General features: G+C 72.6%; 22 protein-coding genes and 1 tRNA gene. 8 read left to right on the top strand and 15 right to left on the bottom strand.

Going from position 1 to position 23,014, the window contains the following annotated elements; all coding sequences use genetic code 11:
- Together cydD and OJ997_RS27915 are read left to right on the top strand one after the other, a co-directional pair.
- The coding region (gene cydD, locus OJ997_RS27920) for a thiol reductant ABC exporter subunit CydD (protein ID WP_270028595.1) at positions 1–3,540 on the top strand (3,540 nt) is incomplete at its 5' end.
- A complete protein-coding gene (locus OJ997_RS27915; RefSeq protein ID WP_270028594.1) occupies positions 3,501–4,718 on the top strand; it encodes a hypothetical protein in 1,218 nt (405 codons plus the stop codon). The genes cydD and OJ997_RS27915, both read left to right, overlap by 40 nt.
- On the opposite strand, the gene OJ997_RS27910 is transcribed toward OJ997_RS27915, so the two are convergent.
- Together OJ997_RS27910 and OJ997_RS27905 are read right to left on the bottom strand one after the other, a co-directional pair.
- Entirely contained in the window at positions 4,690–5,475 is a 786-nt protein-coding gene (locus OJ997_RS27910; protein WP_270028593.1) for an arginase family protein, read from the bottom strand. The two genes, OJ997_RS27915 and OJ997_RS27910, sit on opposite strands and share 29 nt — an antisense overlap.
- A gap of 10 nt (positions 5,476–5,485) precedes the next feature.
- On the bottom strand, positions 5,486–5,875 hold the full coding sequence (locus tag OJ997_RS27905) for a universal stress protein (protein ID WP_270028592.1): 390 nt from the start codon (positions 5,873–5,875) through the stop codon (positions 5,486–5,488).
- A 36-nt stretch (positions 5,876–5,911) separates the two neighbouring features.
- Here OJ997_RS27905 and OJ997_RS27900 point away from each other — a divergent pair, with 36 nt between their 5' ends.
- Both OJ997_RS27900 and OJ997_RS27895 read left to right on the top strand, forming a co-directional pair.
- Positions 5,912–7,114 carry an aminopeptidase gene (locus OJ997_RS27900; RefSeq protein WP_270028591.1) on the top strand — a complete coding sequence of 401 codons (1,203 nt, stop codon included), beginning with the start codon at positions 5,912–5,914 and terminating at the stop codon, positions 7,112–7,114.
- Positions 7,115–7,139: 25 nt separating this feature from the next.
- Positions 7,140–7,226: transfer RNA gene (locus OJ997_RS27895), tRNA-Ser, on the top strand.
- Here OJ997_RS27895 and OJ997_RS27890 read toward each other — a convergent pair.
- Genes OJ997_RS27890 through OJ997_RS27880 form a run of 3 tightly spaced genes read right to left on the bottom strand, consistent with a single transcriptional unit; the run spans position 7,227 to position 9,211 of the window.
- The gene (locus tag OJ997_RS27890) at positions 7,227–8,027 is read right to left on the bottom strand and encodes a hypothetical protein (RefSeq protein WP_270028590.1); all 801 of its coding nucleotides are present in this window, start codon (positions 8,025–8,027) and stop codon (positions 7,227–7,229) included. It abuts the tRNA gene before it with no gap.
- Entirely contained in the window at positions 8,024–8,590 is a 567-nt protein-coding gene (locus OJ997_RS27885; protein ID WP_270028589.1) for an RNA polymerase sigma factor, read from the bottom strand. The genes OJ997_RS27890 and OJ997_RS27885 overlap by 4 nt, the downstream gene beginning before the upstream one ends.
- 48 nt (positions 8,591–8,638) lie before the next feature.
- Positions 8,639–9,211, bottom strand: a complete 573-nt coding sequence (locus OJ997_RS27880) for a CGNR zinc finger domain-containing protein (protein WP_270028588.1) — start codon at positions 9,209–9,211, stop codon at positions 8,639–8,641.
- 58 nt (positions 9,212–9,269) lie between these two features.
- On the opposite strand from OJ997_RS27880, the gene OJ997_RS27875 reads away from it, so the two are divergent.
- Positions 9,270–9,659: a RidA family protein gene (locus tag OJ997_RS27875; RefSeq protein WP_270028587.1), complete on the top strand. Its 390-nt coding sequence runs from the start codon at positions 9,270–9,272 to the stop codon at positions 9,657–9,659.
- On the opposite strand, the gene OJ997_RS27870 is transcribed toward OJ997_RS27875, so the two are convergent.
- Positions 9,656–9,898, bottom strand: coding sequence for a hypothetical protein (locus OJ997_RS27870; RefSeq protein WP_270028586.1), 243 nt, complete (start codon positions 9,896–9,898; stop codon positions 9,656–9,658). The two genes, OJ997_RS27875 and OJ997_RS27870, sit on opposite strands and share 4 nt — an antisense overlap.
- A gap of 15 nt (positions 9,899–9,913) precedes the next feature.
- Between OJ997_RS27870 and OJ997_RS27865 the strand changes: the two genes are divergently transcribed.
- Complete coding sequence (locus OJ997_RS27865) at positions 9,914–10,960, top strand: quinone-dependent dihydroorotate dehydrogenase (protein WP_270028585.1); 1,047 nt, start codon at positions 9,914–9,916, stop codon at positions 10,958–10,960.
- Here the strand turns inward: OJ997_RS27865 and OJ997_RS27860 are convergent.
- Genes OJ997_RS27860 through deoC form a run of 4 tightly spaced genes read right to left on the bottom strand, consistent with a single transcriptional unit; the run spans position 10,950 to position 15,427 of the window.
- Positions 10,950–12,293: an RNB domain-containing ribonuclease gene (locus tag OJ997_RS27860; protein WP_270028584.1), complete on the bottom strand. Its 1,344-nt coding sequence runs from the start codon at positions 12,291–12,293 to the stop codon at positions 10,950–10,952. The two genes, OJ997_RS27865 and OJ997_RS27860, sit on opposite strands and share 11 nt — an antisense overlap.
- Positions 12,294–12,296: 3 nt before the next feature.
- On the bottom strand, positions 12,297–13,079 hold the full coding sequence (locus OJ997_RS27855) for an aldehyde dehydrogenase family protein (RefSeq protein WP_270028583.1): 783 nt from the start codon (positions 13,077–13,079) through the stop codon (positions 12,297–12,299).
- On the bottom strand, positions 13,076–14,533 hold the full coding sequence (locus OJ997_RS27850) for an aldehyde dehydrogenase family protein (protein WP_272600343.1): 1,458 nt from the start codon (positions 14,531–14,533) through the stop codon (positions 13,076–13,078). The genes OJ997_RS27855 and OJ997_RS27850 overlap by 4 nt, the downstream gene beginning before the upstream one ends.
- A gap of 6 nt (positions 14,534–14,539) precedes the next feature.
- On the bottom strand, positions 14,540–15,427 hold the full coding sequence (deoC, locus tag OJ997_RS27845) for a deoxyribose-phosphate aldolase (RefSeq protein ID WP_270028581.1): 888 nt from the start codon (positions 15,425–15,427) through the stop codon (positions 14,540–14,542).
- A gap of 57 nt (positions 15,428–15,484) precedes the next feature.
- Between deoC and OJ997_RS27840 the strand changes: the two genes are divergently transcribed.
- Positions 15,485–16,084: a response regulator transcription factor gene (locus tag OJ997_RS27840; RefSeq protein WP_270028580.1), complete on the top strand. Its 600-nt coding sequence runs from the start codon at positions 15,485–15,487 to the stop codon at positions 16,082–16,084.
- Here OJ997_RS27840 and OJ997_RS27835 read toward each other — a convergent pair.
- The 5 genes from OJ997_RS27835 to OJ997_RS27815 form a co-directional block, all read right to left on the bottom strand.
- Positions 16,077–16,433, bottom strand: a complete 357-nt coding sequence (locus OJ997_RS27835; RefSeq protein ID WP_270028579.1) for a glutathione S-transferase N-terminal domain-containing protein — start codon at positions 16,431–16,433, stop codon at positions 16,077–16,079. The two genes, OJ997_RS27840 and OJ997_RS27835, sit on opposite strands and share 8 nt — an antisense overlap.
- Before the next feature lie 10 nt (positions 16,434–16,443).
- On the bottom strand, positions 16,444–17,733 hold the full coding sequence (locus OJ997_RS27830) for an ammonium transporter (RefSeq protein ID WP_270028578.1): 1,290 nt from the start codon (positions 17,731–17,733) through the stop codon (positions 16,444–16,446).
- The gene (locus OJ997_RS27825; protein ID WP_270028577.1) at positions 17,730–18,089 is read right to left on the bottom strand and encodes a P-II family nitrogen regulator; all 360 of its coding nucleotides are present in this window, start codon (positions 18,087–18,089) and stop codon (positions 17,730–17,732) included. Before OJ997_RS27825 ends, OJ997_RS27830 begins: the two co-directional genes overlap by 4 nt.
- 70 nt (positions 18,090–18,159) lie before the next feature.
- Complete coding sequence (locus tag OJ997_RS27820) at positions 18,160–19,332, bottom strand: alpha-amylase family glycosyl hydrolase (protein WP_270028576.1); 1,173 nt, start codon at positions 19,330–19,332, stop codon at positions 18,160–18,162.
- A gap of 104 nt (positions 19,333–19,436) precedes the next feature.
- Complete coding sequence (locus OJ997_RS27815) at positions 19,437–21,968, bottom strand: MGH1-like glycoside hydrolase domain-containing protein (protein ID WP_270028575.1); 2,532 nt, start codon at positions 21,966–21,968, stop codon at positions 19,437–19,439.
- 29 nt (positions 21,969–21,997) lie between these two features.
- Here OJ997_RS27815 and OJ997_RS27810 point away from each other — a divergent pair, with 29 nt between their 5' ends.
- Positions 21,998–23,008 (top strand): L,D-transpeptidase family protein, encoded by a 1,011-nt coding sequence (locus OJ997_RS27810; RefSeq protein WP_270028574.1) that lies wholly within the window; start codon positions 21,998–22,000, stop codon positions 23,006–23,008.
- The last annotated feature ends 6 nt before the right edge of the window (positions 23,009–23,014 follow it).

Raw genomic sequence — 23,014 nt, 5'->3', positions numbered from 1 at the left:
GACTTGGCGCGCGGCGAGGCGGCGGCCAGTGGCGCGGCGAACGGCGCCCGCGGGCGCGCTGGGCACAGCGATGCCGCGGTCGGTGGCCGCGAGCGCGGCGGGCCGATCCCACCCGTGTACCGGCGACTGCTCGCCGTCGCGCCGCGGGCGCGCACAGCGCTGGGCATCGCCACCGGTGCGGGGCTCCTCGCCGCGGCGCTGCTCGTGGTGCAGGCGTGGATCGTCGCCGACGCCGTCGCCACGCGTGAGCTCGCGCTCGGGCTGATCGCCGTCGTCGCCATCCGCGCCGCGCTCGCGGGCGTCGTGGAGCTGGCGGGGCGCCGTGCGGCCGAAGTGGCGCTGGCGCGGCTGCGTGAGCTCGTCGCAGGGCGCGCGCTCGCCGGGCGCGCCCGGGACGCTCGCCGCGGCGACATCGCCACCGCCGCCACGCAGGGCCTGGACGCGCTCGCGGAGTACTACGCGCGGGCCGTACCGCAGCTCGCGCTCGCCGCCGCCGTCCCGATCGGCGTCGTCGCGGTCATCGCCACGCGCGACCTCGTGGTCGGCGTCCTGCTGGCGATCACGCTCCCGATCGTGATCGTCTTCATGGTCCTGGTCGGTCGCAAGTCGGCCGAGCACGCGCGGGAGCGCCAGCACGCGCTGGCCGTGCTCGGCGCGCACTTCCTCGAGGTGGTCCGTGGGCTGCCGACGCTCCGCGCGCACGGCCGTGAGCAGGCGCAGGCCGCGTCGCTGCAGGCTGTCGGGGAGCGCTACCGGGACGAGTCGCTCGGGGCGTTGCGAGTCGCGTTCCTGAGCGCGCTCGTGCTCGAGTTCCTGGCGATGCTCGGCACCGCGATCGCGGCCGCCGTCGTCGGCGTGCAGCTCGCCGAGGGACACCTGGACCTCGCGACCGGCCTATTCGTGCTGGTCCTCGCGCCGGAGGTCTACACGCCGCTGCGGGCCGCGGGCGCGCGCTTCCACGCCGCGGAGGACGGCGCCGTCGCCGTGCAGCGGCTCTTCGACCTGCTCGACGAGCCCGCGCCGTTCGCCGACAGCGGCACCTGCGCGCCGGTCGCCGGGCCGATCGTCCTGCGCGGTGTCGGCGTCGACGGGCACGGCCGCCCGGACCCGCTCCGGAACCTGGACCTGACGATCGAGCCGGGGACGTCCGTGGCGCTCGTCGGCCCGTCGGGCGTCGGCAAGTCGACGCTGCTGCGGCTGCTCGCGCGCGTCCAGGACCCCGACACGGGCACGATCACGATCGGCGGCATCGACGCCCGCGAGCTCGACCGCGACGCCTGGTGGCGGCAGGTCACCTGGCTCGACCAGCGCCCGCCGCTGCCCACCGGCACGCTCGGCGAAGCGCTGCGCCTGCACGGCGGCGAGCCCGCGCTGCGTGCCGCCGACGCGGAGGAGATCATCGCGGCCGTGCCGGAGAGCACGCGCGTCGGGGCGGGCGGGCGCCCGTTCTCGCGCGGCCAGGAGCAGCGCCTCGGCCTCGCCGCCGCGCTCGGCGCCGACACGCCGTTGCTCCTGCTCGACGAGCCGACCGCCCACCTCGACCACGCCTCGACCCGCCGCGTCGCGGAGGGCATCCTCGCCGCTGCCCGCGGCCGCACGCTGGTCGTCGCGACCCACGACGCCCGCCTGGCCTCGATCTGCGACGTCGTGATCGACCTGGCCGAACTGGCCCGGCAGGAGCCCGCCCGGCTCGAGTGGACGAGCGGCTCGCTGCGCGCCGGCCTCGTGGGGAGAACCGGCGCCGGCTCGCTCCGCGCGGCCGACGGCGCGACGGCGCGGCGCGACGCGCGGGCCGGAGAGGACGCGCGGGAAACGCGACAGCTGTCGCTAAAGAGGGACAGTCCCTCTTTAAGTTCGGGCGGCTCGGGGCTGTCCTTGCCCGGCGCACACACCGACGCGCGGCCCGCGCGGGAATGGCCGAAGTGGGCCGGGGTCGCGCTCGGCGTCGCGGGCACGCTGTCGGCGCTCGCCGTGCTCGCCACGAGCGGCTGGCTCGTCACGCGTGCGGCCGAGCAGCCGCCCGTGCTCGCGCTGCTGGTCGGGATCGTCACCGTCCGCGCGCTCGGGCTGGTCAGATCACTCGCGCGCTACGGGGAGCGGCTCGCTTCGCATGACGTCGCGCTGCGGCAGCTCGCCGAGGTGCGCGTCGGGTTCTTCGAGCGGCTCGCGGCTCGGATCGGGCGGCCCGGCGTGCCCGGCGCGGCCGACCTGCTCACGCGCTTCACGAGCGACGTGGACGAGCTTCAGCACCTGCACCCGCGCGTCGTGCTGCCGGCGGCGGTCGCGGCCGTCGCGTCGCTCGCCGTGGTCGTCGCCGCCGCGCTGATCCTGCCGGAGACCGCGCTCGTCGTCGCGGCCGGGCTCGCCACGGCCACCGTGCTGGTCCCGCTCGCGACCCACGCCCTGGCCCGCCACAGCGCGCCCGGGAAGGCCCGCGCGGCGTTCGGCGCCGAGCTCGTGGAAGCGCTCACGCTCGGCCCGCAGCTCGCGGTCGCCGGGCAGGGCCCGAACCGCCTCCAAGCGCTCACCGACGCCAGCCGAACGCTCGCCCGCGTCGACCGCGGCCAGGCCCGCGCCGCCGCGTTCGGTGCCGTCACCACCACCCTCGCGGCGGGCGCCACGCTCACCGGCGTCCTCGCGATCGGCACGCAGAGCGACCTCGCGACGGTCTGGCTCGGCGCCCTCGCCCTGCTCACGCTCGGCGCGTTCGAGGCGCCCGCGGCGCTCCCAGAGGCGGCGCTGCGCTTCATCGGCGTGCGCGCCGCCCGCGAGCGGCTCGCCGCCGCCACCGCCGGTCCGCCGCAGCTGCAGCGCGCAGGAACGGAACCCCTCCCGCGCCGCGCCACGCTCACCGCCACGGGCCTCGTCCACCGCCCCGGCGGTCCCGGCGCGCCGATCGTCCTGGACGGCGTCGACCTCACCGTCAACCCGGGCGAGCACGTCGCGATCGTCGGACCGTCGGGCACCGGCAAGACCACGCTCGCGAACCTGCTGGCCCGCCTCGCCGACCCGGATGCGGGCACGGTGGCGCTCGGCGACGTCGACCTCAAGGACGCGGACCCGGATGCGATCCGCCGCCACATCCGCCTCGCCGGCCAGGACGCGCACCTGCTCGCAGGGACGATCGCCGCCAACGTGCGCATCGGCCGCCCCGAGGCGACCGATCACGACGTGCACCGCACGCTCGTCGAAGCCGGCCTGGCCGACTGGATCAACGCGCTGCCCGACGGCATCCACACGCGCGTCGGCGAGGACGGCCTCGCGGTCTCCGGTGGCCAGCGCCAGCGGATCGGGCTCGCCCGCGCCCTCATCAGCCCCGCCGACATCATCATCCTCGACGAGCCGACGGCCATGCTCGACCCCGACACGGCCCGCGCCGTCCGCGAGGACATCCTGGTGACCGACCGGACGCTGATCGTGATCACGCACGACCCCACGGGGCTGGAGGCGTTCGACGCCGTTGTGGAGCTTCGCGACGGTTCTGGGTACATGCGTACCTCATGCGCCGTCTCCTCCTCGGGCTCGCCGTTGTCGGTGTAGCCGTCGTCGCCGTCCTCCTCCTCACCTCGGGTGGGGAGGACCCGAAGGGCGAGACCGAGCTCGGGGCGCGCGGGTTCCCGCTGCGGGGCTCGCTCGCCAAGGACGAGAAAGCGATCGACAGCGCGGTCGCCGAGTGGCGCGAGGAAGCGGCCGAGGACGAGCAGGAAGCCGAGGAGGACGACGACGATGACGGCGAGAGCCCGGAGACGCGCGAACGCCGGGCCCGCCAACCCGACCCGGACGACGACGTCACCGTGCTCTGGATCGGCACGGTCGACGACGAGCAGCTCGCGATCCTGGAGAGCCAGGGTGGCCTGCTCGCGGGGTTGACGCGCCGTGAGTCCAGCGACGGCTGGTTCGTGGACGCCGAGCGTGTGCGCACCGAGGGCGACTACCCCGGCGACGTCCCGATCGGCGTCGGCGACGCGATCCTCACCCCCGCGCGCAACGACTGGCGCTTCGTCGACGCGGGCTACGGCAACGGCTACGAGGACGTGGGCGACGGGCTGCTGTGGAGTAATGGCGGCCTGGACTCGGACGGGTTCGTCGTCCCCACGCAGGCCGTGAGCGACCGCGTGCCGATCTACGTCACCGGCGAAGGCGGGCGCTACATCCGCCCGGAGGCCTACGAGGCCTTCACCAGCGCGCTCGAGGGCGGCTACGCGCGCGCGGTGTTCCTCGCGACCCAGGCGGCGGCCGCGCTGCTCGAGGACGACGAGCAGCAGCAGCGCACCGACGACGAGCCGCCCGCGCTGACCGTCACGTGGACGGGTGAGGTCCCGGGCTACAAGCGCGCCGCGGTGGTCCTGCACGGCGACGCGCTCAGCGGTCGCCGGGCGGCGGCGCTCGGCTACGGCAACCGGCCCGACCGGGGTGAGGACAAGGACGAGCGCACGGTCGGCCTCGGCACCGCCTCCGCCGACCAGGTCTTCAAGAGCGCGGACACGTTCGCGGCGTACGCCTACACGACGTTCGACAACTTCCCCTACCTGCTGCTCGCGTCCTCCGGCGTCGTCGACACCGTGCACGCGCTCGTCGGCACCGAAGAGCTGCGCCGCAAGCCCGGCCTGGCCGTGATCGACGCGCGCCGGTTCGACCCGAAGGAGACGCCGGACACGGTCGTCTTCGGCCGGACCGCCGAGGGTCGCGTCATCGCGCCGCTGGCGCAGCGGCGCTGACCAGGCACGCCGTCAAGGCCTCCGCCGCGGACCCGTCGGGGTCCAGATCCGGGTCGAAGATCGTGACCTGCATGCCCACGACCGGGCCGCTGAGCAGCAGGCGCAGCAGCGTCGCCAGCTCCTCGTAGGAGAGCCCGTCCGGCTGCGGGGAGTCGACCGCGTCCAGGCGCAGCACATCGGCGTCGACGTGCACCCAGTACGGCACGGGCGGGACCGCCCACTCGCCGGCACGCAGCGCGTCGAGGTCGATGACGCGGACCGGCGCCGTCGAGCCGTCGCGCGAGCCGTAGGCCACGACGTCCTCGTCGAGCACGTACGGCCGCAGCCCGTCGAGGTCCGCGAGCGCGTCCTCCGCCCGACCTGTGACCACCGCCAGGTCCTCGCCCGCGACGGCGTCCACGTCCTCGGTGCGGAAGTCCAGGTGGCCGTCCACGAATGCGAGCCCGTAGTGGCCGCGGCGGCGCAGCGCGAGCATCGCGCCGAGCAGGATCGAACAGTCGCCGCCGAGCACGAGCGGCTTCGCGCCGTCTCGCAGCAGCTCGCCGAGCCGCTCCGCCAACTCCCGCGTGTAGCCGGGGATCTGCTCCCGGTTGGCGAACAGCTCCACCCACGGCGGTGCCGCCACGCGGCCGGCGTCGCGCGCGCCCAGCCGGTCGACGAGACCGCACGCTCGCAGCGCGTCGGCCAACCGCCGCGCGCCCGGCTCGACCCCGGGCCGCAGCTGCCGGAGGCCGAGGTTCGAGGGTGCGTCGAGCACCGTCCACGGTCTATGCGGCAAGGTCGGGCCCTTCGTTCGGTCGATGGACGGCGATCACCGGGATCTCCGTGTCCTGCGCCACGCGGCCGGCGGCGGCGCCACCGATCACGATCAGGTCGTGCTCCCCGTCGCGTGCGGCGCGCAGCACCTCGTCCGCCACGTCGCCGTCGAGCAGCTGGGTGGTGACGCCGAGGTCGTCGGGCACGCCGTCGGCCGCGGCGCGCAGCCGCTCCTCGAGATCTTCCTGCCCCGGGCGCGCCGGCCACTTGGGCCGGGGCCGCACCGCGACGATCGTGAGCCGGGCGCGGAAGGAATGAGCCATCGCCACGGCGTGGGCGAGCGCGAGCTCGCCTTCGGGCGAGCCGTCGAACGCGATCAGGATGTGGCGATAGCGCAGCACGGCGGCATAGTGTCACCAGATACGCTCGCCGTGCCTATGGACGATGTAACGCTTGCGCGCTTCGCCGAGCTCGCTGTCGATTTCGGCGCCAACCTCCAGCCTGGCCAGGTCGTCTCCCTGAGCGGGGCACCAGGCAAGGAAGCCCTCGTCCGCGCGATCGCGAATCGCGCCTATGAGAAGGGCGCCAAGTTCGTCGACCTCGCCTGGTTCGACCCCTGGATCAAGCGCGCGCGGATCGAGCACGCCGCCGACGACACCCTCGAGTTCGTGCCGCCCTGGTACGGCGAGCGGATCCTCGCGCTCGGCAAGGACCGCGGCGCCGCGATCACGCTGAGCGGCCCCGTCGCGCCCGGCCTGCTGGACGACCTGGACCCCGTGCGGTCCGGCCGCGACCGCCTGCCGGCGATCCGCGAGACCGGCGAGGTCGTCGGCCGGCGTGAGCTCAACTGGACGATCCTGCCCGGCCCGACGCCCGCCTGGGCCGAGCTCGTCCATCCGGGCCTGGAGCCCGCGGAGGCGCTCGCCAAGCTCGAGGGGCAGCTGCTGCACGTGCTGCGCCTGGACGAGGAGGACCCCGTCGCCGCGTGGCGCTCGCGCGCCGACCGGCTCGTGTCCGTGGCCAAGCTGCTCACCGAGCGCCAGTTCGACGCGCTGCACTACGAGGGGCCCGGCACCGAGATGACTGTCGGGCTGCTGCCCGGCGCCTCGTGGCAGGCGGCCCGCTTCGAGACCGCCGACGGCATCCCGCACATGCCGAACCTCCCCACCGAGGAGGTGTTCACGAGCCCCGACCCGACGCGCGTGGACGGCTACGTGACCTCGTCGAAGCCGCTCGTGCTGATCGACGGCACGGTCGTCCGCGACCTCTACGTGCGCTTCGAGAACGGCCGCGCGGTCGAGCTGAACTCGTCGACGGCGCAGGAGACCATGCGCACGATCATCACCCGCGACGAGGGCGCCGCCCGCCTCGGCGAGGTCGCGCTGGTGGACAACGAGGGCCGGATCGGCGCGCTCGACACCGTCTTCTACGACACGCTGCTGGACGAGAACGCCGCCTCGCACATCGCGCTGGGCCGGGCGTTCCCGTTCCTCGCCGGCGACGAGGAGACCGCCGGCCGGATGAACGAGTCCGACATCCACATCGACTTCATGATCGGCTCCGAGCAGCTCAACATCACGGGCATCACCAAGGACGGCGAACGCGTTCCCGTCTTGTACGGGGGTGCGTGGCAGGTCTGACGCACTATCCTGTCGCGTCGATCCAGGAGAGGTGCCGGAGCGGCTGAACGGGCACGACTGGAAATCGTGTGACGGGGAAACTCGTCCGGGGGTTCGAATCCCCCTCTCTCCGTCATTTCGAGACCGGACGTCCCGCTCGGTCGAACCACTCGATGGACCTTGGGGACGTCGCCTCGCTCGCGCGGAGATGGAACGCGTTCTCGCGGACGGTGGCGTCCACGCTGTCGATCCGGACGCGGCTGACCCCGTCGGGTACGAGCCCGTAGAAGTCCATCAAGCCGGCTTCTGGGTTCTTTCCGGTGAACGCATCGGAGGTCGTGATGCGATCGGACGGCGTGATGGTCTTCGTGGGCCGGAGCTCGGGGGCGGAAGGAGCCGCCGAGGCGGGCCCTGCCGTCTGAAGCGTCGCTCCTCCCTCGAGGACGTCCGACGTCGCGAAGCAACTCATCGCTCCGCCGTCGGCCTCATCGGCGACGAAGAGGCAGAGCGCGTCGCGAATTTCGGACGCGGCCTGGGCCGGGATGAGGATCAGCTCGACGTCGGTGTCCGGCGGCGTGATGGCACGTACACCATCGAGTCGCACGCCGGCAACACGGTGAGCCGGGAGTTGGGTGAGGGCGTACCGAGTCGCTTCGGCGCGGTCACCCGGCGTCTGCGGCCGCCGAAGCGCTCCGATGGCTTCGAGCTGGTCGGCGGGAACCGCCGAGCGGTCTGTCGTCGGGTTTCCCCGTTGATCATCGCCGAGCAGTGGTTGCCACAACGGTGCCGCCGCAGCGGCCACACCGCCGAAGGCCAACGTACCCGTAAGCGCGATGGTCGCCAGGCGACGACGGCGTCGGCTTCGCACGTTTCGGAGCGCCATTGCGTCCCCGGCGTCGGAGAGATGCTTCTCGAACTGATCGAACGCGGTCACGCGAGTTCCCCTAGGTCTCGACGTAGCGACACCAGCCCGCGGCTGACTCGCTTGCGGATTACGCCTTCCGAGCAGCGCAGACGCGACGCGATGTCGGCGTAGCTCTGCTCCTCGACGATGCGCGCCCGAATCGCTGCCCGCTGATCCTCGGGCAGGCGGGCGAGCGCGTCGGTGATCGCCTGATCGCCATCGGACTCCGTGATCTCACGTATGGCCTCATCGTCAAGAGCCATGGCGGGGAGGCCGAGACGGCGTCGGGCCTGGTCTTCAACGCGCCCTTTCCGAAGGCTTCGGCTGTGCACGTGCCCGGCGATGCCGAAGAGCCAGGCTGCGGCCGAGCCGTCATCCGTGTGGGCGCGAAAGCGCCAGCGCGACTGCAGCGCTTGAGCGAAGGTCTCGGCGGCCAGGTCGGCGGCAAGCTCGGGTGTTCGCGTACGTCGCTGGAAGTACGCGAGAACCGCGCGTCTGTGACGCTCGTAGAAGACCGCGAATGCCGAGCCGGCAACTCCCGGCTCGCGTTCCCTGAGAAGGCGCTCATCGGAGCGCGGTCGCAGATCGGACACATCCAGTCCATGCCTCGAGATCCCCGCTTTGTGACCAAAGGGCGGCTCTCACGGGGCGTGCCGCGCGCGGTGCGCCCGCAGCTTGCTGCGGTTGCCGCAGCGCTCCATCGAGCACCAGCGCCGGGTTCCGGGACGTGAGGCGTCGACGAAGACGAGCGGGCAGTTGTCGCTCGCGCACTCGCGGAAGCGGGTGGCGAGCGGGCCGGACAGCAGCTCGATCAGCTCACGCGCCAGCGCCGACCGCACCTGTGAGGCGGTCACCGGTGGCGCCCAGCCCGTGCCCAGCTGGGGGACCAGCGGCGGCTCGATCGCGGCCGCGTTGATGATCGCGACCGCTTCCGCGGGCAACGCGACGCCGTCGGCCTGCGCGTGCGCGACCTCCCAGATCGCCTGACGCAGCGTCTTCGCCGCGACGAGGTCCGCATCGCTCAGGGCGTCGACGACGACGCCGAGCTCCGCGAGCCACGTCGTGAAGTCGGACGGTGCGTGGAGCGACTCGAAGATTGCGTAGTCGCCCTCGCCGCCCGTGTGGGCGAAGTCCAGGCAGACGGCGCCCGCGTCGAACCAGAAGGAGCCGCCCTTGGGGTCCTGCAGCCGGCGACCGGTCGACATCCCGTGCATGTAACCAGTATAAGTGGTTGCGACACTAACCCCTCTTACCGGTTACGGAGGTCGCGTGATGACCGTACGGCACATCAACCCCGAAGGCCTGCATCACAGCCCGGCGTTCAGCCAGGCGGTGGTGGTCGAGCAGCCCGCGAAGACGATCTACATCGGCGGGCAGAACGGCGTCGACGCCGAGGGCAAGGTTGTCGGCGACACGCTCGGCGAGCAGGCCCTGCAGGCGCTGCGCCGGATCCAGCTCGTCGTCGAGAGCGAGGGCGGGACGCTGGCGAACGTCGTGCACTGGCGGATCGCCGTCGTCGACGGGCAGCCGGTGCAGGAGGGCGTCGGCGCCTTCCAGCAGGTGTGGAACCGCGAGGACCCGCCGCCGGCGATCACGGTCCACACCGTCGCCGGGCTCGGCCCGGGCTTCCTGGTCGAGATCGACGCGGTGGCGGTCGTCTAACGGTCGATGCGGATCTTGACCGAGCCGCCGGGCACGGCCGAGATCGTCACGACCGCGTTGCCGGCCTCGAACTCGTGCACGACTCCCTGGCCGCCCGCCGCGCCGCGGGCGACGGCGGCGTCGATGCCGTCGCGCAGCTGGCGCAGGCCGTCCTGGTCGAGGGTGAGGCGGGCGTCGTCGACGGCGAGCACCGCGGTGCCGTCGGGGCCGGGTTCGAGCGTGAAGGGCGCGTCCGTCATCCGTACGATCCTGGCATGAGCGTCTACGAGTCCGCCGTTCGGCCGCTGCTGTTCCGGCTGGACCCCGAACGCGCGCACAACCTGACGCTCGCGGCGTCGGAGCTGGGCGGACGCTCGTCGCTCGTCCGCAGGGCCGCCGGCCGCGCGTTCACGGTGCGCGACCCGCGGCTGGAGACGTCGCTGGCCGGGATCCCGCTCGCGAACCCGCTCGGGCTCGCCGCCGGCTTCGACAAGAACGCGCGCGCCGTGCGGATGCTCGGCGCGCTGGGCTTCGGGCACCTGGAGATCGGCTCCGTGTCCGCGGACGCCTCCGACGGGAACCCGAAGCCGCGACTGTTCCGCGTGCCGCAGGACGAGGCGATCGTCGTCGCCTACGGCGTGCCCAACGAGGGCGCGCACGCGGTGCGGGAGCGGCTGAGCGGGCCGCGCCGGGTTCCGGTCGGGATCAACCTCGTCAAGACGAACGACCCCGCCAAGCCCGCCGCGGGACCGGAGGTCTACGAGGACTACGCGGCCTCGTTCGCCGTGCTCCAGGACCGCGCCGACTACGTGGCGCTCAACCTGAGCTGCCCGAACTCGGCCGCCGACCGGGACTTCTTCGACGAGCTCCCCCGCATCGACGCGCTGCTGTCCCGCCTCGCGCAGGAGGACGTGCGCCGCCCGCTGATCCTGAAGCTCAAGCCCACTCGGGACGCGGGCGTGCTGCGCGAGATCGTCGCGATCGCCGACGGCCACCCGTTCGTGTCCGGCTTCGCCATCAACCTTCCGTCGGGCAAGCCCGCCGACCTGAACCTCACCGTCGCCCGCGACTCGCTCGACCGCATGCCGGGCGCGGTCGGCGGCCCGCCCGTGGAGGCGTTCGTGAACGCGATCCTCGGCACCTTGAAGTCGATCACCGGCGACCGCTACGACCTGATCGCGGCGGGCGGCGTCGCCAGCGCCGAGGCGGCGTACACGAAGCTGCAGCTGGGGGCGACCGTCGTCCAGCTCTACACCGGCCTGATCTACCACGGGCCGGGGCTCGTGAAGGAGATCCTCACGGGCCTGCTCGCTAGAGCGTGAAGGTGACCGTGCGCGTCGCGGGATCGGCGCGCTCGAGTCGCACGGTGACGGTGGTGCCGGGAGCGGGGGAGCCGGAGACCTTCGCGCGGACGGCCGGGTCGCGGAGCTGGATCACGCCGTCGTCGATCACGACCGCCTCGAAGGACTCGCCCTCGCGGCCGGCGAGCAGGACGGCCTCGACCAGATCGACGACCGCACGGTCGACAGCGCCGGCGCGGCGACCCGCGGCCGCCATCGTCGCGGGAAGCCCCGGCAGCGCCTCCCGGTCCGGCGTGCCGAGGCAGCAGTCGGAGACGTAGCGGTCCTGGAGCCGGCGCAGCGGCGCGGTGGCGTGCGCGTAGGGCGCCGCGACCGCCCAGTGGCTGCCGAGCTCCGGGAGCGCGCCGTCGAAGGCCGTGTAGCCGGCGCCCGAGCCGATCCGCGACGCCTCGTGCATGACGGCGGCGTGCGCGGGGATGGTCGGGTCGAGCGCCCGGACGAACTCGGGGTAGGCGACGTCCTCCGGCCACGGCACGCCGAGCGCGGCGGCGGTGAGGCCGAAGCGCGCGAACGACTTCTCCGACGGCGCGGGCTGCGTGCGCAGGATGCCGACGCGCGCGTCCAGCATCAGCCGCGCCGCGGCCATGCCGGTCAGCAGCGAGAGCTGGGCGTTGAACTCCTCGTAGGCGTTCGGGACGCGGTAGGAGGTCGTCCAGCCATCGTCCTGCGCGATCACCTCCTGCTCGGGCACGGCGAGCCGGACGCCGCCGCGCGCCCGCTCGATCGCCAGCCGCAGCTCGCCGATCTCGCGCAGCAGCGGCGCGACGTCGTCCGGGACGTCCTCGTAGGTGTGCTGCGCGGTGCTGCGCACGACACGGCGCGCAACGTGCGTGGCCACCAGCTCGCCCCGCGCGTCGAGGTCCAGCGTCCACAGCACGGCGGGTCGCCAGTCGTCCGGGAGCAGCGACGCCGCGCCCTCGGACAGCGCCGGCGGGTAGAGCGGGAGCTTGCCGTCGGGCATGTAGACCGTGGCGCCCCGCTCGTGCGCCTCGCGGTCGAGCGCGCCGCCGGGCTTCAGGAAGTACGCGGGATCGGCGATCGCGTACGAGACCCGGTAGCCGTCCTCGCGCCGGGCGAGGTGCAGCGCCTGGTCGAGATCGCGCGCGCCGGGCGGGTCGATCGTGATGAACGGCAGCTCGACCCGCGTGCCCTCGACGGGCTTGGCCGCCGCGGCCTCGGCCTCTTCAAGCGCGTCCTCCGGAAACGCGCCCGGCACGCCGAGCTCGGCGCGGATGGCCGCAAGACCATCCGCCAGCGCCGACTGCGGGACGACGCGAAGCCAGCGAGTGAGCACGAACTAGGACCCGACTGGGTGCCAGGCCGTCTTGAGCTCGACCAGTGGCTCCAGGCGCGTCAGCGAGTCCGTGTAGGGCGTGGGCCGGGAGACGCGCTTGACCGTCTCCGCCGCCAGCTCGTCGACCTGCGCGGCGACCGCGTCGTCGCTCGTCGCGTCGATGATCGCGTTCACGTCGCGGTGCCCGCACAGCGGCGTCAGCAGCTCGTCCAGCCGGCCGGAGATGAGGTTCAACACGCCGGCCGGGATGTCCGAGACGCCGGCCACCTCGCCGAGGTCCAGCGCCCGCAAAGGCGAGGTTCGGGACACGACCGCCACCACCGCGTTGCCCGCGGCCAGGGCCGGCGCGATCTCGCGGATGAGGCCGAGCACGTCCGGCCGGTCCGGCGCCAGCACGGCGACGACACCCGTCGGCTCCGGCGACGAGAAGGACAGGAACGGCGCCGCGACCGGGTTCACGCCGCCCATCACGGCCGCGAGCTTGTCCGTCCAGCCCGCGTAGTGCACGAGCAGGTCGATGGCCTCGCCGTACTCGTCGGAGCCGTCCGACCGCGACTCCAGCGCCTCCGCGAACCGGTACAGCACCTGCCCGCGGTTGTAGGCCGTCTTCTTCGCCCAGCCGCCGGCGGCGCCGCGCGCCGCCTTCACGGCGTCACGGATGTCCTTCCGGGAGCCGCGGGGCACGTTGACCCCGCCGATCGGGTCGGTCCGGCCGGACTCCGAACGCACGAACGCGCCTCCCAGGTAGAGCTTGTACGTCTTGGCGACCGCCGCGCGGGAGCTCATCCGCCGAACCTCACGTACGGCGACAGGCCCGCGGGCCCGCCTTCACGTCCGAACCCGCTCTCCTTGTAGCCCCCGAAGGCGGCCGTCGGGTCGAACTTGTTGTAGGTGTTCTGCCAGACCACGCCGGCGCGGAGCTTGGAGGCGACCTCGAACGCCTTGGCGCCGTTGTCGGTCCACACACCCGCGGCCAGCCCGTAGGCGGAGTTGTTGGCCTTCTCGACGGCCTCGCCCGGCGACCGGAACGTCGTCACCGACACGACCGGCCCGAAGATCTCCTCGACCGCGATCCGGTTGGCGGGCGCGACGTCGAGGAACATCGTCGGCGCGAACCAGTAGCCGGCCTCCGGGAGCGCACAGGACACCGAGCGCCGCGTCGCGCCCTCGCGCTCACCGGCCTCGACCATCGACGTGATGCGGGCGAGCTGCTCGGCGGAGTTGATCGCGCCCACGTCGGTGTTCTTGTCCAGCGGGTCGCCGACGCGCAGGCGCTCCATCCGCGCCCACAGCTTGCGCACGACCTCCTCGGCCACGCTCTCCTGCAGCAGCAGCCGCGAGCCCGCGCAGCACACGTGGCCCTGGTTGAAGAAGATGCCCTCGATGATCCCCTCGACCGCTTGGTCGAGCGCGGCGTCCTCGAAGACGATGTTCGCGGACTTGCCGCCGAGCTCCAGCGTGAGCCCCTTGCCGGTGCCGGCCAGCGCGCGCTGGATCTCCTTGCCGACCGCCGTCGAGCCGGTGAAGGCGACCTTGTCGACGTCGCTGCGCACCAGCGACGCGCCCGCGGAACCGTCGCCGGGAATGATGTTCACGACGCCGTCGGGCAGCCCGGCCTCCTCGATGATCTCGGCGAGCAGGAGCGCCGTCAGCGGCGTCGTCTCGGCGGGCTTGAGGACCGCCGTGTTGCCGGTCGCCAGCGCGGGCGCGAGCTTCCACGCCGCCATCAGCAGCGGGAAGTTCCACGGCACGACCTGGCCGACCACACCGCGCGGCGCGAACTCGCGGCCGGCGAAGGCGTACTGCAGCTTGTCGGCCCAGCCCGCGTAGGAGAAGAAGTGCGCCGCGGCGAGCGGCACGTCCACGTCGCGGGACTCGCGGATCGGCTTGCCGCCGTCCAGCGTCTCCACGATCGCCAGCTCCCGCGCGCGCTCCTGCAGCAGCCGCGCGATCCGGAACAGGTACTTGCCGCGCTCGAGCGCGGGCAGCGCGGCCCAGCCGGCGGCGGCACCGCGCGCGGCCTCCACGGCGAGCGCCACGTCGCCCGGCCCCGCGAAGGCGACCTCCGCGAGGACCTCCTCGGTGGCGGGGTTGACGGTCGAGACCACCGTCCCGTCCGTCGGCGCGACGAACCTGCCGCCGATGAACAGGTCGTAGCGCGGCTTGATCGTCGCCGAGTCGCGCGACTCAGGCGCCGGCGCGTAGTCCCACTTCACAGCTGTTCGTTCAACGGTCGCCATGAAGCGTCACTCCTTCGAGAAGTCCTCGGCGCGCCCGTAATGGCCGCCGTCGAGCTTGGCGTACTGCATCAGCAGGTCGTTCAACAGCGACGACGCGCCGATCCGGAAGCGCTCCGGCGTCAGCCACTCGTCGCCGAGCGTCTCCTTGACGAGCACCAGCTGGTGCAGCGCGGCCTTCGTGTTCGAGACGCCGCCCGCGGCCTTGACGCCGACGATCTCGCCGGTGCGGTGCGCGTGGTCGCGGACCGTCTCCAGCATCACCAGCACCACGCCCGGGGTCGCCCCCGAGGTCGACTTGCCGGTCGACGTCTTGATCCAGTCCGCACCCGCCGCGATCGCCAGCTCCGACGCGTGGCGCACGTGCGCGTAGGTCGGCAGCTCGGCGGTCTCGATGATCACCTTCAGGTGCGCCGCGCCGCACGCCTCCTTGACCGCCTCGATCTCACCCGCCACGCGCGCGTCGTCGCCGCGCAGGTAGGCGTCGCGCGAGATCACCATGTCGATCTCCGCCGCGCCCGCGGCCACCGCCTCGCGCGTCTCGTCGAGCTTGACCTTCAGCGACGTCTGCCCGGCCGGGAACCCGGTGGCGACGGACGCGACGGCGACGCCGGACCCGCGCAGCGCCGCCGCGGCCACCTCGACCAGCGCCGGGTACACGCAGACGGCGGCGACCGAAGGGATCTCGGGCCGCGAGGAGTCCGGGCAGACGGCCTTCGCGCACAGGTGGCGGACCTTGCCGGGGGTGTCCGACCCCTCCAGCGTCGTCAGGTCGATCATCGACGTGGCGAGACGGATGCCCTCGCGCTTGGCGGTCGTCTTGATCGACCGGCGCCCGAGTGCCGCGGCCCGCTCGTCGACCCCGACACGATTGACGGGGGTGAGGGAACGGCTCATGCGGCCAGTTTGGCATGAGCCGGGAATAGCGCGCGGCCCTTCACCGTCTGGAGGGTCATGCAGCAACTCCATGTCATCGTCGCCGCCGACTCCGCCCTCCTCCGCGCCGGCCTCACGCGCCTGCTCGAGGAGCACGGGATCGCGGTCGTCGCCCAGGCGGCGGACGGCGAGGAGCTGGCGCGCAAGGCCCGCGCGCACCGGCCCGACATGGCCGTCGTCGCGCTGCGCGAGCCCCCGGTGCGCGAGCAGGTCCCGTTCCTCGTGCTCGCCGACACCGCCGATCCCGACGCCGCGCTCGACCTGCTCGAGGACCGCCCGGCCGGCGCGGGGTACCTGCTGGCCGAGCGGGTCCCGGACGTCGAGCGCCTCGTCTCCGCCGTGCGGGAGGTGGCCGCGGGCGGCTCGGTGATCGACCCCGCCGTCGTCCCGCAGGTGCTCGGCCGCCGCTCGACCCGGAACACGTTCACCGAGCGCGAGCGCGAGGTGCTGACGCTGATGGCCGAGGGCCGCAGCAACCGCGCGATCGCCCAGCAGGCCTACCTGTCCGAGCGCGCCGTCGAGCGCCACGTCACCTCGATCTTCGACAAGCTCCGGCTGCCGCCGTCGACGCGCACGCACCGCCGGGTGCTGGCGGTGCGCGCCCACCTCGCTATTTGACGTGGTCCGGCCAGCCCAGCGGGAAGAACTCGCGGAAGAACCGGGCCTCGTCGATCACGCGCTTGACGCTCGGCCGCGCCTCCAGCCGCTCGTGGGCCTCGAGGATCGGATAGGCGCGGTCGAGCGTGGCGCGGGCCTCGTCCACGCCGTACGGGTCGCGCCCGTGCTCCGGCCGCAAGCTGTCGACGAGCACGGGGATGTTCCCCGTCGGCCACAGCTCGGTGAGCCGCGCCCGATCCTCGTCGCCGCCGATGTTCACGCGCTCGAACGGCACGCCACGGTCGTAGAACGCGATCAGCGGCTTCCAGCAGTACGCGGCGAACGGATGCTCGTGGAGGACCAGCGTCATCGGTCGGAGCCTATGCCAGCACGCGCTCCTTGGACGGGCGCGGCTCGGGGCGCGGGGCGTCGGGCATGACGAGGATCGCGCCCTCGCCGGTGGCGTAGGCCTCCTCGCCGTGGGCGACGATGTCCATGCCGATCGCCTCTTCGCTCGCGGTCGCGCGCAGGGGCGTGAAGAGGGCGATCAGCTTCAGCAGGGCGAACGTGGCGACGAACGCGTAGGCCGGGGCGGCGAGCACGGCGACGAGCTGCTTGCCGAGCTGACCGACGTCGCCGTAGAGCGCGCCGTCCGCGATGCCGTTCCAGCTCTGCTGCGCGACCAACCCGATGAAGACGATGCCGGTGAGGCCCGCGACGCCGTGGGCGGCGAGCACGTCGAGCGTCTCGTCCACGCGCCAGCGCGGGCGCCACATGATCACGGCGTAGGACGGGAGCGCGGCGACGACGCCGAGGACCATCGCCCAGATCGGGGAGAGGAAGCCCGCGGCGGGCGTGATGCCGACGCAGCCGACGACGATCGCCGTCGCCGCGCCGATCGCGGTCACCTGGCGCGAGCGCAGCAGGTCGAGCACGAACCAGGCGGCGAGCGTGCACGCCGGGGTGAGCAGCGTGTTGACGAACGCGAGCACGGACACCTCGCCCGCGGCGAGCCCGCTGCCGCCGTTGAAGCCGAACCAGCCGAACCACAGCAGGCCGGCGCCGAGCAGGACGTAGACGGAGTTGTGGGGGAGCATCGCGACGCGGCCGTGGTCCTTGCGCGCGCCGACGACGATCGCGGCGGCGAGGGCGCTGAAGCCTGAGCCCATCTCGACCGGGATGCCGCCCGCGAAGTCCAGCGCGCCGAGCTCCTGCAGCCAGCCGCCGCCCCACGCCCAGTGCGCGAGCACCGCGTAGACGAGCACCGACCACAGGGCGGAGAAGATCAGGAACGGGCCGAAGCGCATGCGCTCGACGACCGCGCCGGCGACGAGCGCCGTGGTGATGATGCAGAACGTGGCCTGGAAGGCCATGAACAGCAGGTGCGGGATCGTCTGGCCCTCGCGCGGCTCGAAGGCCACGCCGGACAGCCCGATGTGGTCGAGCCCGCCGACGATGGGATTCCCTGGAGCGAACGCGATCGAGTAGCCGACCAGCGCCCACGTGATCGTCGCCACGGCCAGCGCGGCCACGCACATCATGAAGGTGTTGAGCGTGTTCTTGGACCGCACGAGCCCCGCGTAGAAGAGCCCGAGCGCGGGCGTCATCAGCAGCACGAGCGCCGTGGCCATCAGGACCCAGGCGGTGTCGCCCGCGTTCACCCCGCTCATGCGGAGGCCCCGACGGGCGTGACGGCGGCGTTGGCGGTCTCGCCGGTTCGGATGCGGACGACCTGCTCGAGGTCGAGCACGTAGATCTTGCCGTCGCCGACCTCGCCGGTCTGGCCACCGGAGCACAGCGCTTCGATCGCCGGGTCGACGAAGTCGTCGGACACCGCGATCTCGAACCGCACCTTCTCCGTGAGGCCGACGCGCACCGTGGTGCCGCGGTAGGTCTCGACGCGGTCGAGCTCGCCGCCGTGCCCTTGCACGCGGCTCATCGAGAAGCCTCTGACTTCGGCGCGGTAGAGCGCTTCGAGGACTTCGTTCGTCTTTTCGGGGCGGACAATCCCGATTACGAGCTTCATAGTCCGCACAGCCTTCAAGGACGCGCGGCGATCGTCTTTAGCCGTGCGTACAACACGGTGTACGGCGGGCTTATCCGAACGGCAGGTTGAAGCCCCAGGGCTCCAGGCCGCCGGCCGGCGTGTCGCTCAGGTTCACGACCACGACGTCGTCGTCCCACGCCCAGGACACGAGCGGCGGCTCAGCGTCGACCCGCCGCCACGCCCCGCGCAGCCCCGCCGCGCGCGGCAGCAGCCACGCGTAGAACGCGCGCAGCTCCGCGTCCACCGGCTCGTCCGGTGCCCGTCCCAGGAAGACCGGGATGTGCTTGCGCCGCCCGCTCAGCTGCCCGTCGTGGTAGAGCCGCGCGCCCGGCAGCGTGGACATCACGACCGCGGCCGCGCGTGCCTGCTCGGGGCCGAACACCGAGGCCGCGCGCGGCTCGTCGTGGTTCTCGATGAAGCGCACCAGCCGCTCCTGGTAGTCCAGCCCGGCGACCAGATGCCCGGCCACGTCGCCGCGCTCGACGAGCCGGTCGTAGAGCCGCTTGTCGTAGCAGTAGTCGAAGCCCTGCTGCTGGAGCGTCCACTCCATGTCCCAGTAGGCCTCGGCGATCAGCAGCAGCTCGGGGTGCGTCCACTTCACGCGCGCGATGAGCGCGGGCCAGAACTCCTCCGCCGGCGCCTCCAGCCCCCAGGTGCGCGCAAACACCTCGTTGACCATCAGCATCGCCATGTCCACGCGCAGCCCGTCGCACTGCGCGCCGATGTCGATCAGCGTCTCGGCCGCCGCCTCCCGCAGCTCGGGGGAGAACGCGTTGAGCTGGATCACGTCCGGCCAGGGCGGGAAGTAGGGGTCTTTGCCGCGCTTGATCGTGCCGTCCGCGCCGCGCACGAACACGCCGGGCCGCTCGTCCACCCACGGGTGGTCGGGCGCGACGTGGTTGGGCACGTAGTCGAGGATGAGCTTCATGCCACGCGCGGCCAGCTCGCGCCGCGCGTGCGCCAGGCCCGCGCGCCCGCCGAACCGCTCGTCGACCACGTAGCGCCGCACGCAGTAGGGCGAGCCGATCACGTCGCCCTCGCGCACCTCGCCCAGCGCCTCCGCGAAGCTCGCCACCAGCCCCGGCTCGCCGAGCGCGATCTTCAGCCCGGCCGGGGAGCGCTCCCACACGCCCATCAGCCACACCGCGTCGACGCCGAGGGCGGCGATCGCGTCCCAGCGCCGCGCCGGCACGTCGGCCAGCGAGTGCCCGCGCAGCCACACGGCGGTGTTGATCTCGTAGATCGCTGGACCCCTCCTGGCGCGCGAGTCCGAGCCCTCCGGGCGAGAACTCGCAGCGACGCGAGCCGTTGGGCGAGTGTCGCCGGTCACTGCGAGACCAACCACAGCAGCGTGGCGACCGTTCCCGTCCAGCCCGTCTGGTGCGAGGCACCGAGCCCGGCGCCGTTGTCGCCGTGGAAGTACTCGTAGAAGAGCAGCAGGTCGCGCCAGTGCGGGTCGTCTTGGAACGCCTCGAGCGACCCATATACGGGCCGCTTGCCGTCCTCGCCGCGCTCGAAGGTGGAGATCAGCCGCCGGGAGATCTCCAGCGCGACCTCCTGCAGGCTCATCTGCGTGCCCGACCCGGTCGGGCACTCGACCTTGAAGTCCTCGCCGTAGTAGCGGTGCATCTGGAACAGCGCCCGCAGGATCACGAGGTTCATCGGGAACCACACCGGCCCGCGCCAGTTCGAGTTGCCGCCGAACATGCCGGAGTCCGACTCGGCAGGCTGGTAGCGGACCTCGTAGTGCTCGCCCGCCCAGTCGAACTCGCACGGCTCGTCGGCGTGGCGGCGCGAGAGCGAGCGGATGCCGTGCGGGGACAGGAACTCGTCCTCGTCGAGCATCACCGTCAGCAGCTGGCGGAGCTGGTGATGGTCGACGAGCGAGAGCATCCGCCGCCCCTCGTGGCCCTCGCGCGGGACGTGCGCGAGCGCGGGCACGGAGTCCTTGAAGCGCTCCGCGAACTCCAGCGCCCGCTCCACCAAGCCCGGTTGCCCCGCCAGGTCCTCCGGCTCGAACACGGTCGCCGCGCACAGCGGCAGCAGGCCGACCAGCGAGCGCACCCGCAGCGGGATCGTCGTCCCGTCGGGCATCCGCATCACGTCGTAGAAGAAGCCGTCGGCCTCGTCCCACAGCGGCGTGTCCGCGTCGGGTGGGTTCAAAGCGATCGCGATCCACGCGAAGTGCGCGACGAACTTCAGCGCGATGTCGGCGTAGCTCTGGTCCTCGCGGCCGAGCTCGACCGCGATCTGCAGCATCCACTGGCAGTACAACGCCATCCACGCGGTGCCGTCGGCCTGCTGGAGCGTCCCGCCGCCCGGCAGCTCCTTCGAGCGGTCGAAGATGCCGATGTTGTCGAGCCCGAGGAAGCCGCCCTGGAAGAGGTTGCGGCCGTCCGGGTCCTTGCGGTTGACCCACCAGGTGAAGTTGGTCAGCAGCCGCTGGAAGACGCGTCCGAGCCAGACGCGGTCGCCGGCGCCGCGGGTCTCCTGCTCGCGGTGGTAGACCCACAGCGCCGCCCACGCCGTGACCGGCGGGTTGACGTCGGAGAAGTTCCACTCGTAGGCCGGGATCTGCCCGTTGGGGTGCACGTAGCGCGTGTGCAGGAGCAGCTCGACCTGCTCCTTGGCGAAGTCCAGGTCGACGAGCGCGAGCGGCGCGCAGTGGAACGCCAGGTCCCAGGCCGCGAACCACGGGTACTCCCACTTGTCCGGCATCGAGATGATGTCGCTGGCGACCATGTGGAACCAGGTGCCGTTGCGCTGCCCGGCGGCTTCCGCGCTCCACGGGTTGATGCCGCGCTCGCGCAGCCAGCGGTGGACGTCGTAGGCGTAGAACTGCTTCGTCCACAGCATCCCGGCGAGCGACTGGCGCATGATCCGCGCGCGGTCCTCGCCCAGGCTCTCCGGGAGGACGGCGGCGTAGAACGCGTCGGCCTCCTCGCGGCGGGTGGCCAAGACCGCGTCGAAGCCGCCGAGCGGTGCTGTCGAGAGCCGCGCGCGGACCGTCACCGACTCGCCCGCGGGGACCTCCAGCACCGAATGGGCCGCGCACTTGGTCCCGGTCGCATCCGGGTTCGTCGGCGCGCCGTGCAGCACGTGGTCGTTGATCGTGACCTTGGGGTACGGCCCGTCGCTCTCGTTCTCGCAGAAGAGATAGTCGCCGTCGGCGCTGAAGCGGAAGTCGCCCGCGACGACCTCGTCGTCGAGGTGCAGCGAGGGGCGCGTCGACCCGTCGTGCCAGGTGTTCCGCAGCCACAGGGTCGGCAGCACGTGCAGCGTCGCCGCCTCCGGCCCGCGGTTGTGGACCGTGATCAGCATCAGCAGATCCTCGGGCCCACCCTTCGCGTACTCGACGACCACGTCGAAGTACCGGCCTGAGTCGAACACGCCCGTGTCGAGCAGCTCGAGCTCCAGGTCGTCGCGCCCACGCCCGTGGTGGACGAGCTGCTCGTACGGGAACGCGGCCTGCGGGTACTTGTACGCCCACTTCATGTACGAGTGCGTGGGCGTGGAGTCCAGGTAGAACCAGTACTCCTTGGCGTCCTCGCCGTGGTTGCCCTCGCTGTTGGTGAGCCCGAAGATGCGCTCCTTGAGGATCGGGTCGTGCCCGTTCCAGAGCGCGAGCGCCAGGCAGAGGCGCTGCTTGTCGTCGGAGACGCCGGCGAGCCCGTCCTCGCCCCACCGGTACGCCTTCGAGCGCGCTTCGTCGTGCGTGAACGCGTTCCAGGCGTCGCCGCTCGCGGAGTCGTCCTCGCGGACCGTCCCCCACTGACGTTCCGACAGGTAGGGACCCCACGCTTTCCACGCCGCCGTGCCGCTTCTGGCCTCCTCCAGCCGTACGTGCTCGGGCGTCACGCTTGCGCACGTTGTCAAACTGGCGCGTGATGCGCAGACTTCTCCTCCTCGTCGTCGCCCTCCTCGTGCTCGCCGCGCCCGCGGCCGCCGAGGCCAAGTCGATCAAGATCTACGTCCTGCGCGGCGAGGCGCTCACCTCGGTCAAGCGCCAGGCCGCCGACGGCCCCGAGGCCGCGATCAAGGTGCTGCTCCAGGGCATCACCGCCGCCGAGCGCAAGAAGGGCTACGGCTCGGCGATCCCGAACGGCGTCACGCTCACGTCCGCCGAGGTCGACGACGAGCAGGTCGAGGTCGAGCTGAGCACCAACTTCGCCGCCGCCGACGTCTCCTACCTCGCGCGCGTCGCCCAGATCGTCTACACGGTGACCGGCGCGACCGACGCGGAGGAGGTCGAGATCCGCGGCCGCACGTTCACGCGCGCGGACTTCGCCCCGCCGGAGGAATACGCGGCCCCCAAGCCGCCGACCAAGAAGCCCGTGGCGCCGCGTGACCCGAAGGCGGTTCAGACCAAGCTCGCCCAGCTCGGCTACCTGCCCGAGGACGCGATCACCGGCAAGTGGGACTACCGCTCCCAGCAGGCCGTGCTCGCCTTCCAGTCCTGGGAGGGCCTCGAGCGCGACGGGATCGTGGGCGAGATGACGGTGCAGCGCCTCGACAGCGCCGGCCGCCCGCTCGCGACCGACCGCACCGGAGACGGCAAGCAGGTCGAGATCAACCGCGGCCGCAGCGCCGTGCTGCTGATCGAGGCGGGCCGCGTCGTGCGCGTCATCCACACCTCCACCGGTGTCGGCAACAACAGCACCGACATGGGCACGCCGGCCGGCACCTTCAAGGTCACGCGCAAGGTCGAGCAGGCGTGGTCGGTGCCGTTCAAGAGCTGGTTCGACCACGCGGTCTACTGGGCCACCGGCCTGGCGATCTACGGCGCCACCGACGTGCCCGCGGGTCCCGCGTCGCACGGCGGCGCGCGCGTGCCTATGCCGGAGGTCCAAGCGATCTTCGACTTCGTGGAAGTCGGCACGCCGGTTCGCGTCGTATAGCGTCCT

The sequence above is a fragment of the Solirubrobacter phytolaccae genome (assembly GCF_027587195.1).
GTDB classification, from domain to species: Bacteria; Actinomycetota; Thermoleophilia; order Solirubrobacterales; family Solirubrobacteraceae; genus Solirubrobacter; species Solirubrobacter phytolaccae.
This window is presented reverse-complemented; position numbering and strand designations above follow the sequence as displayed.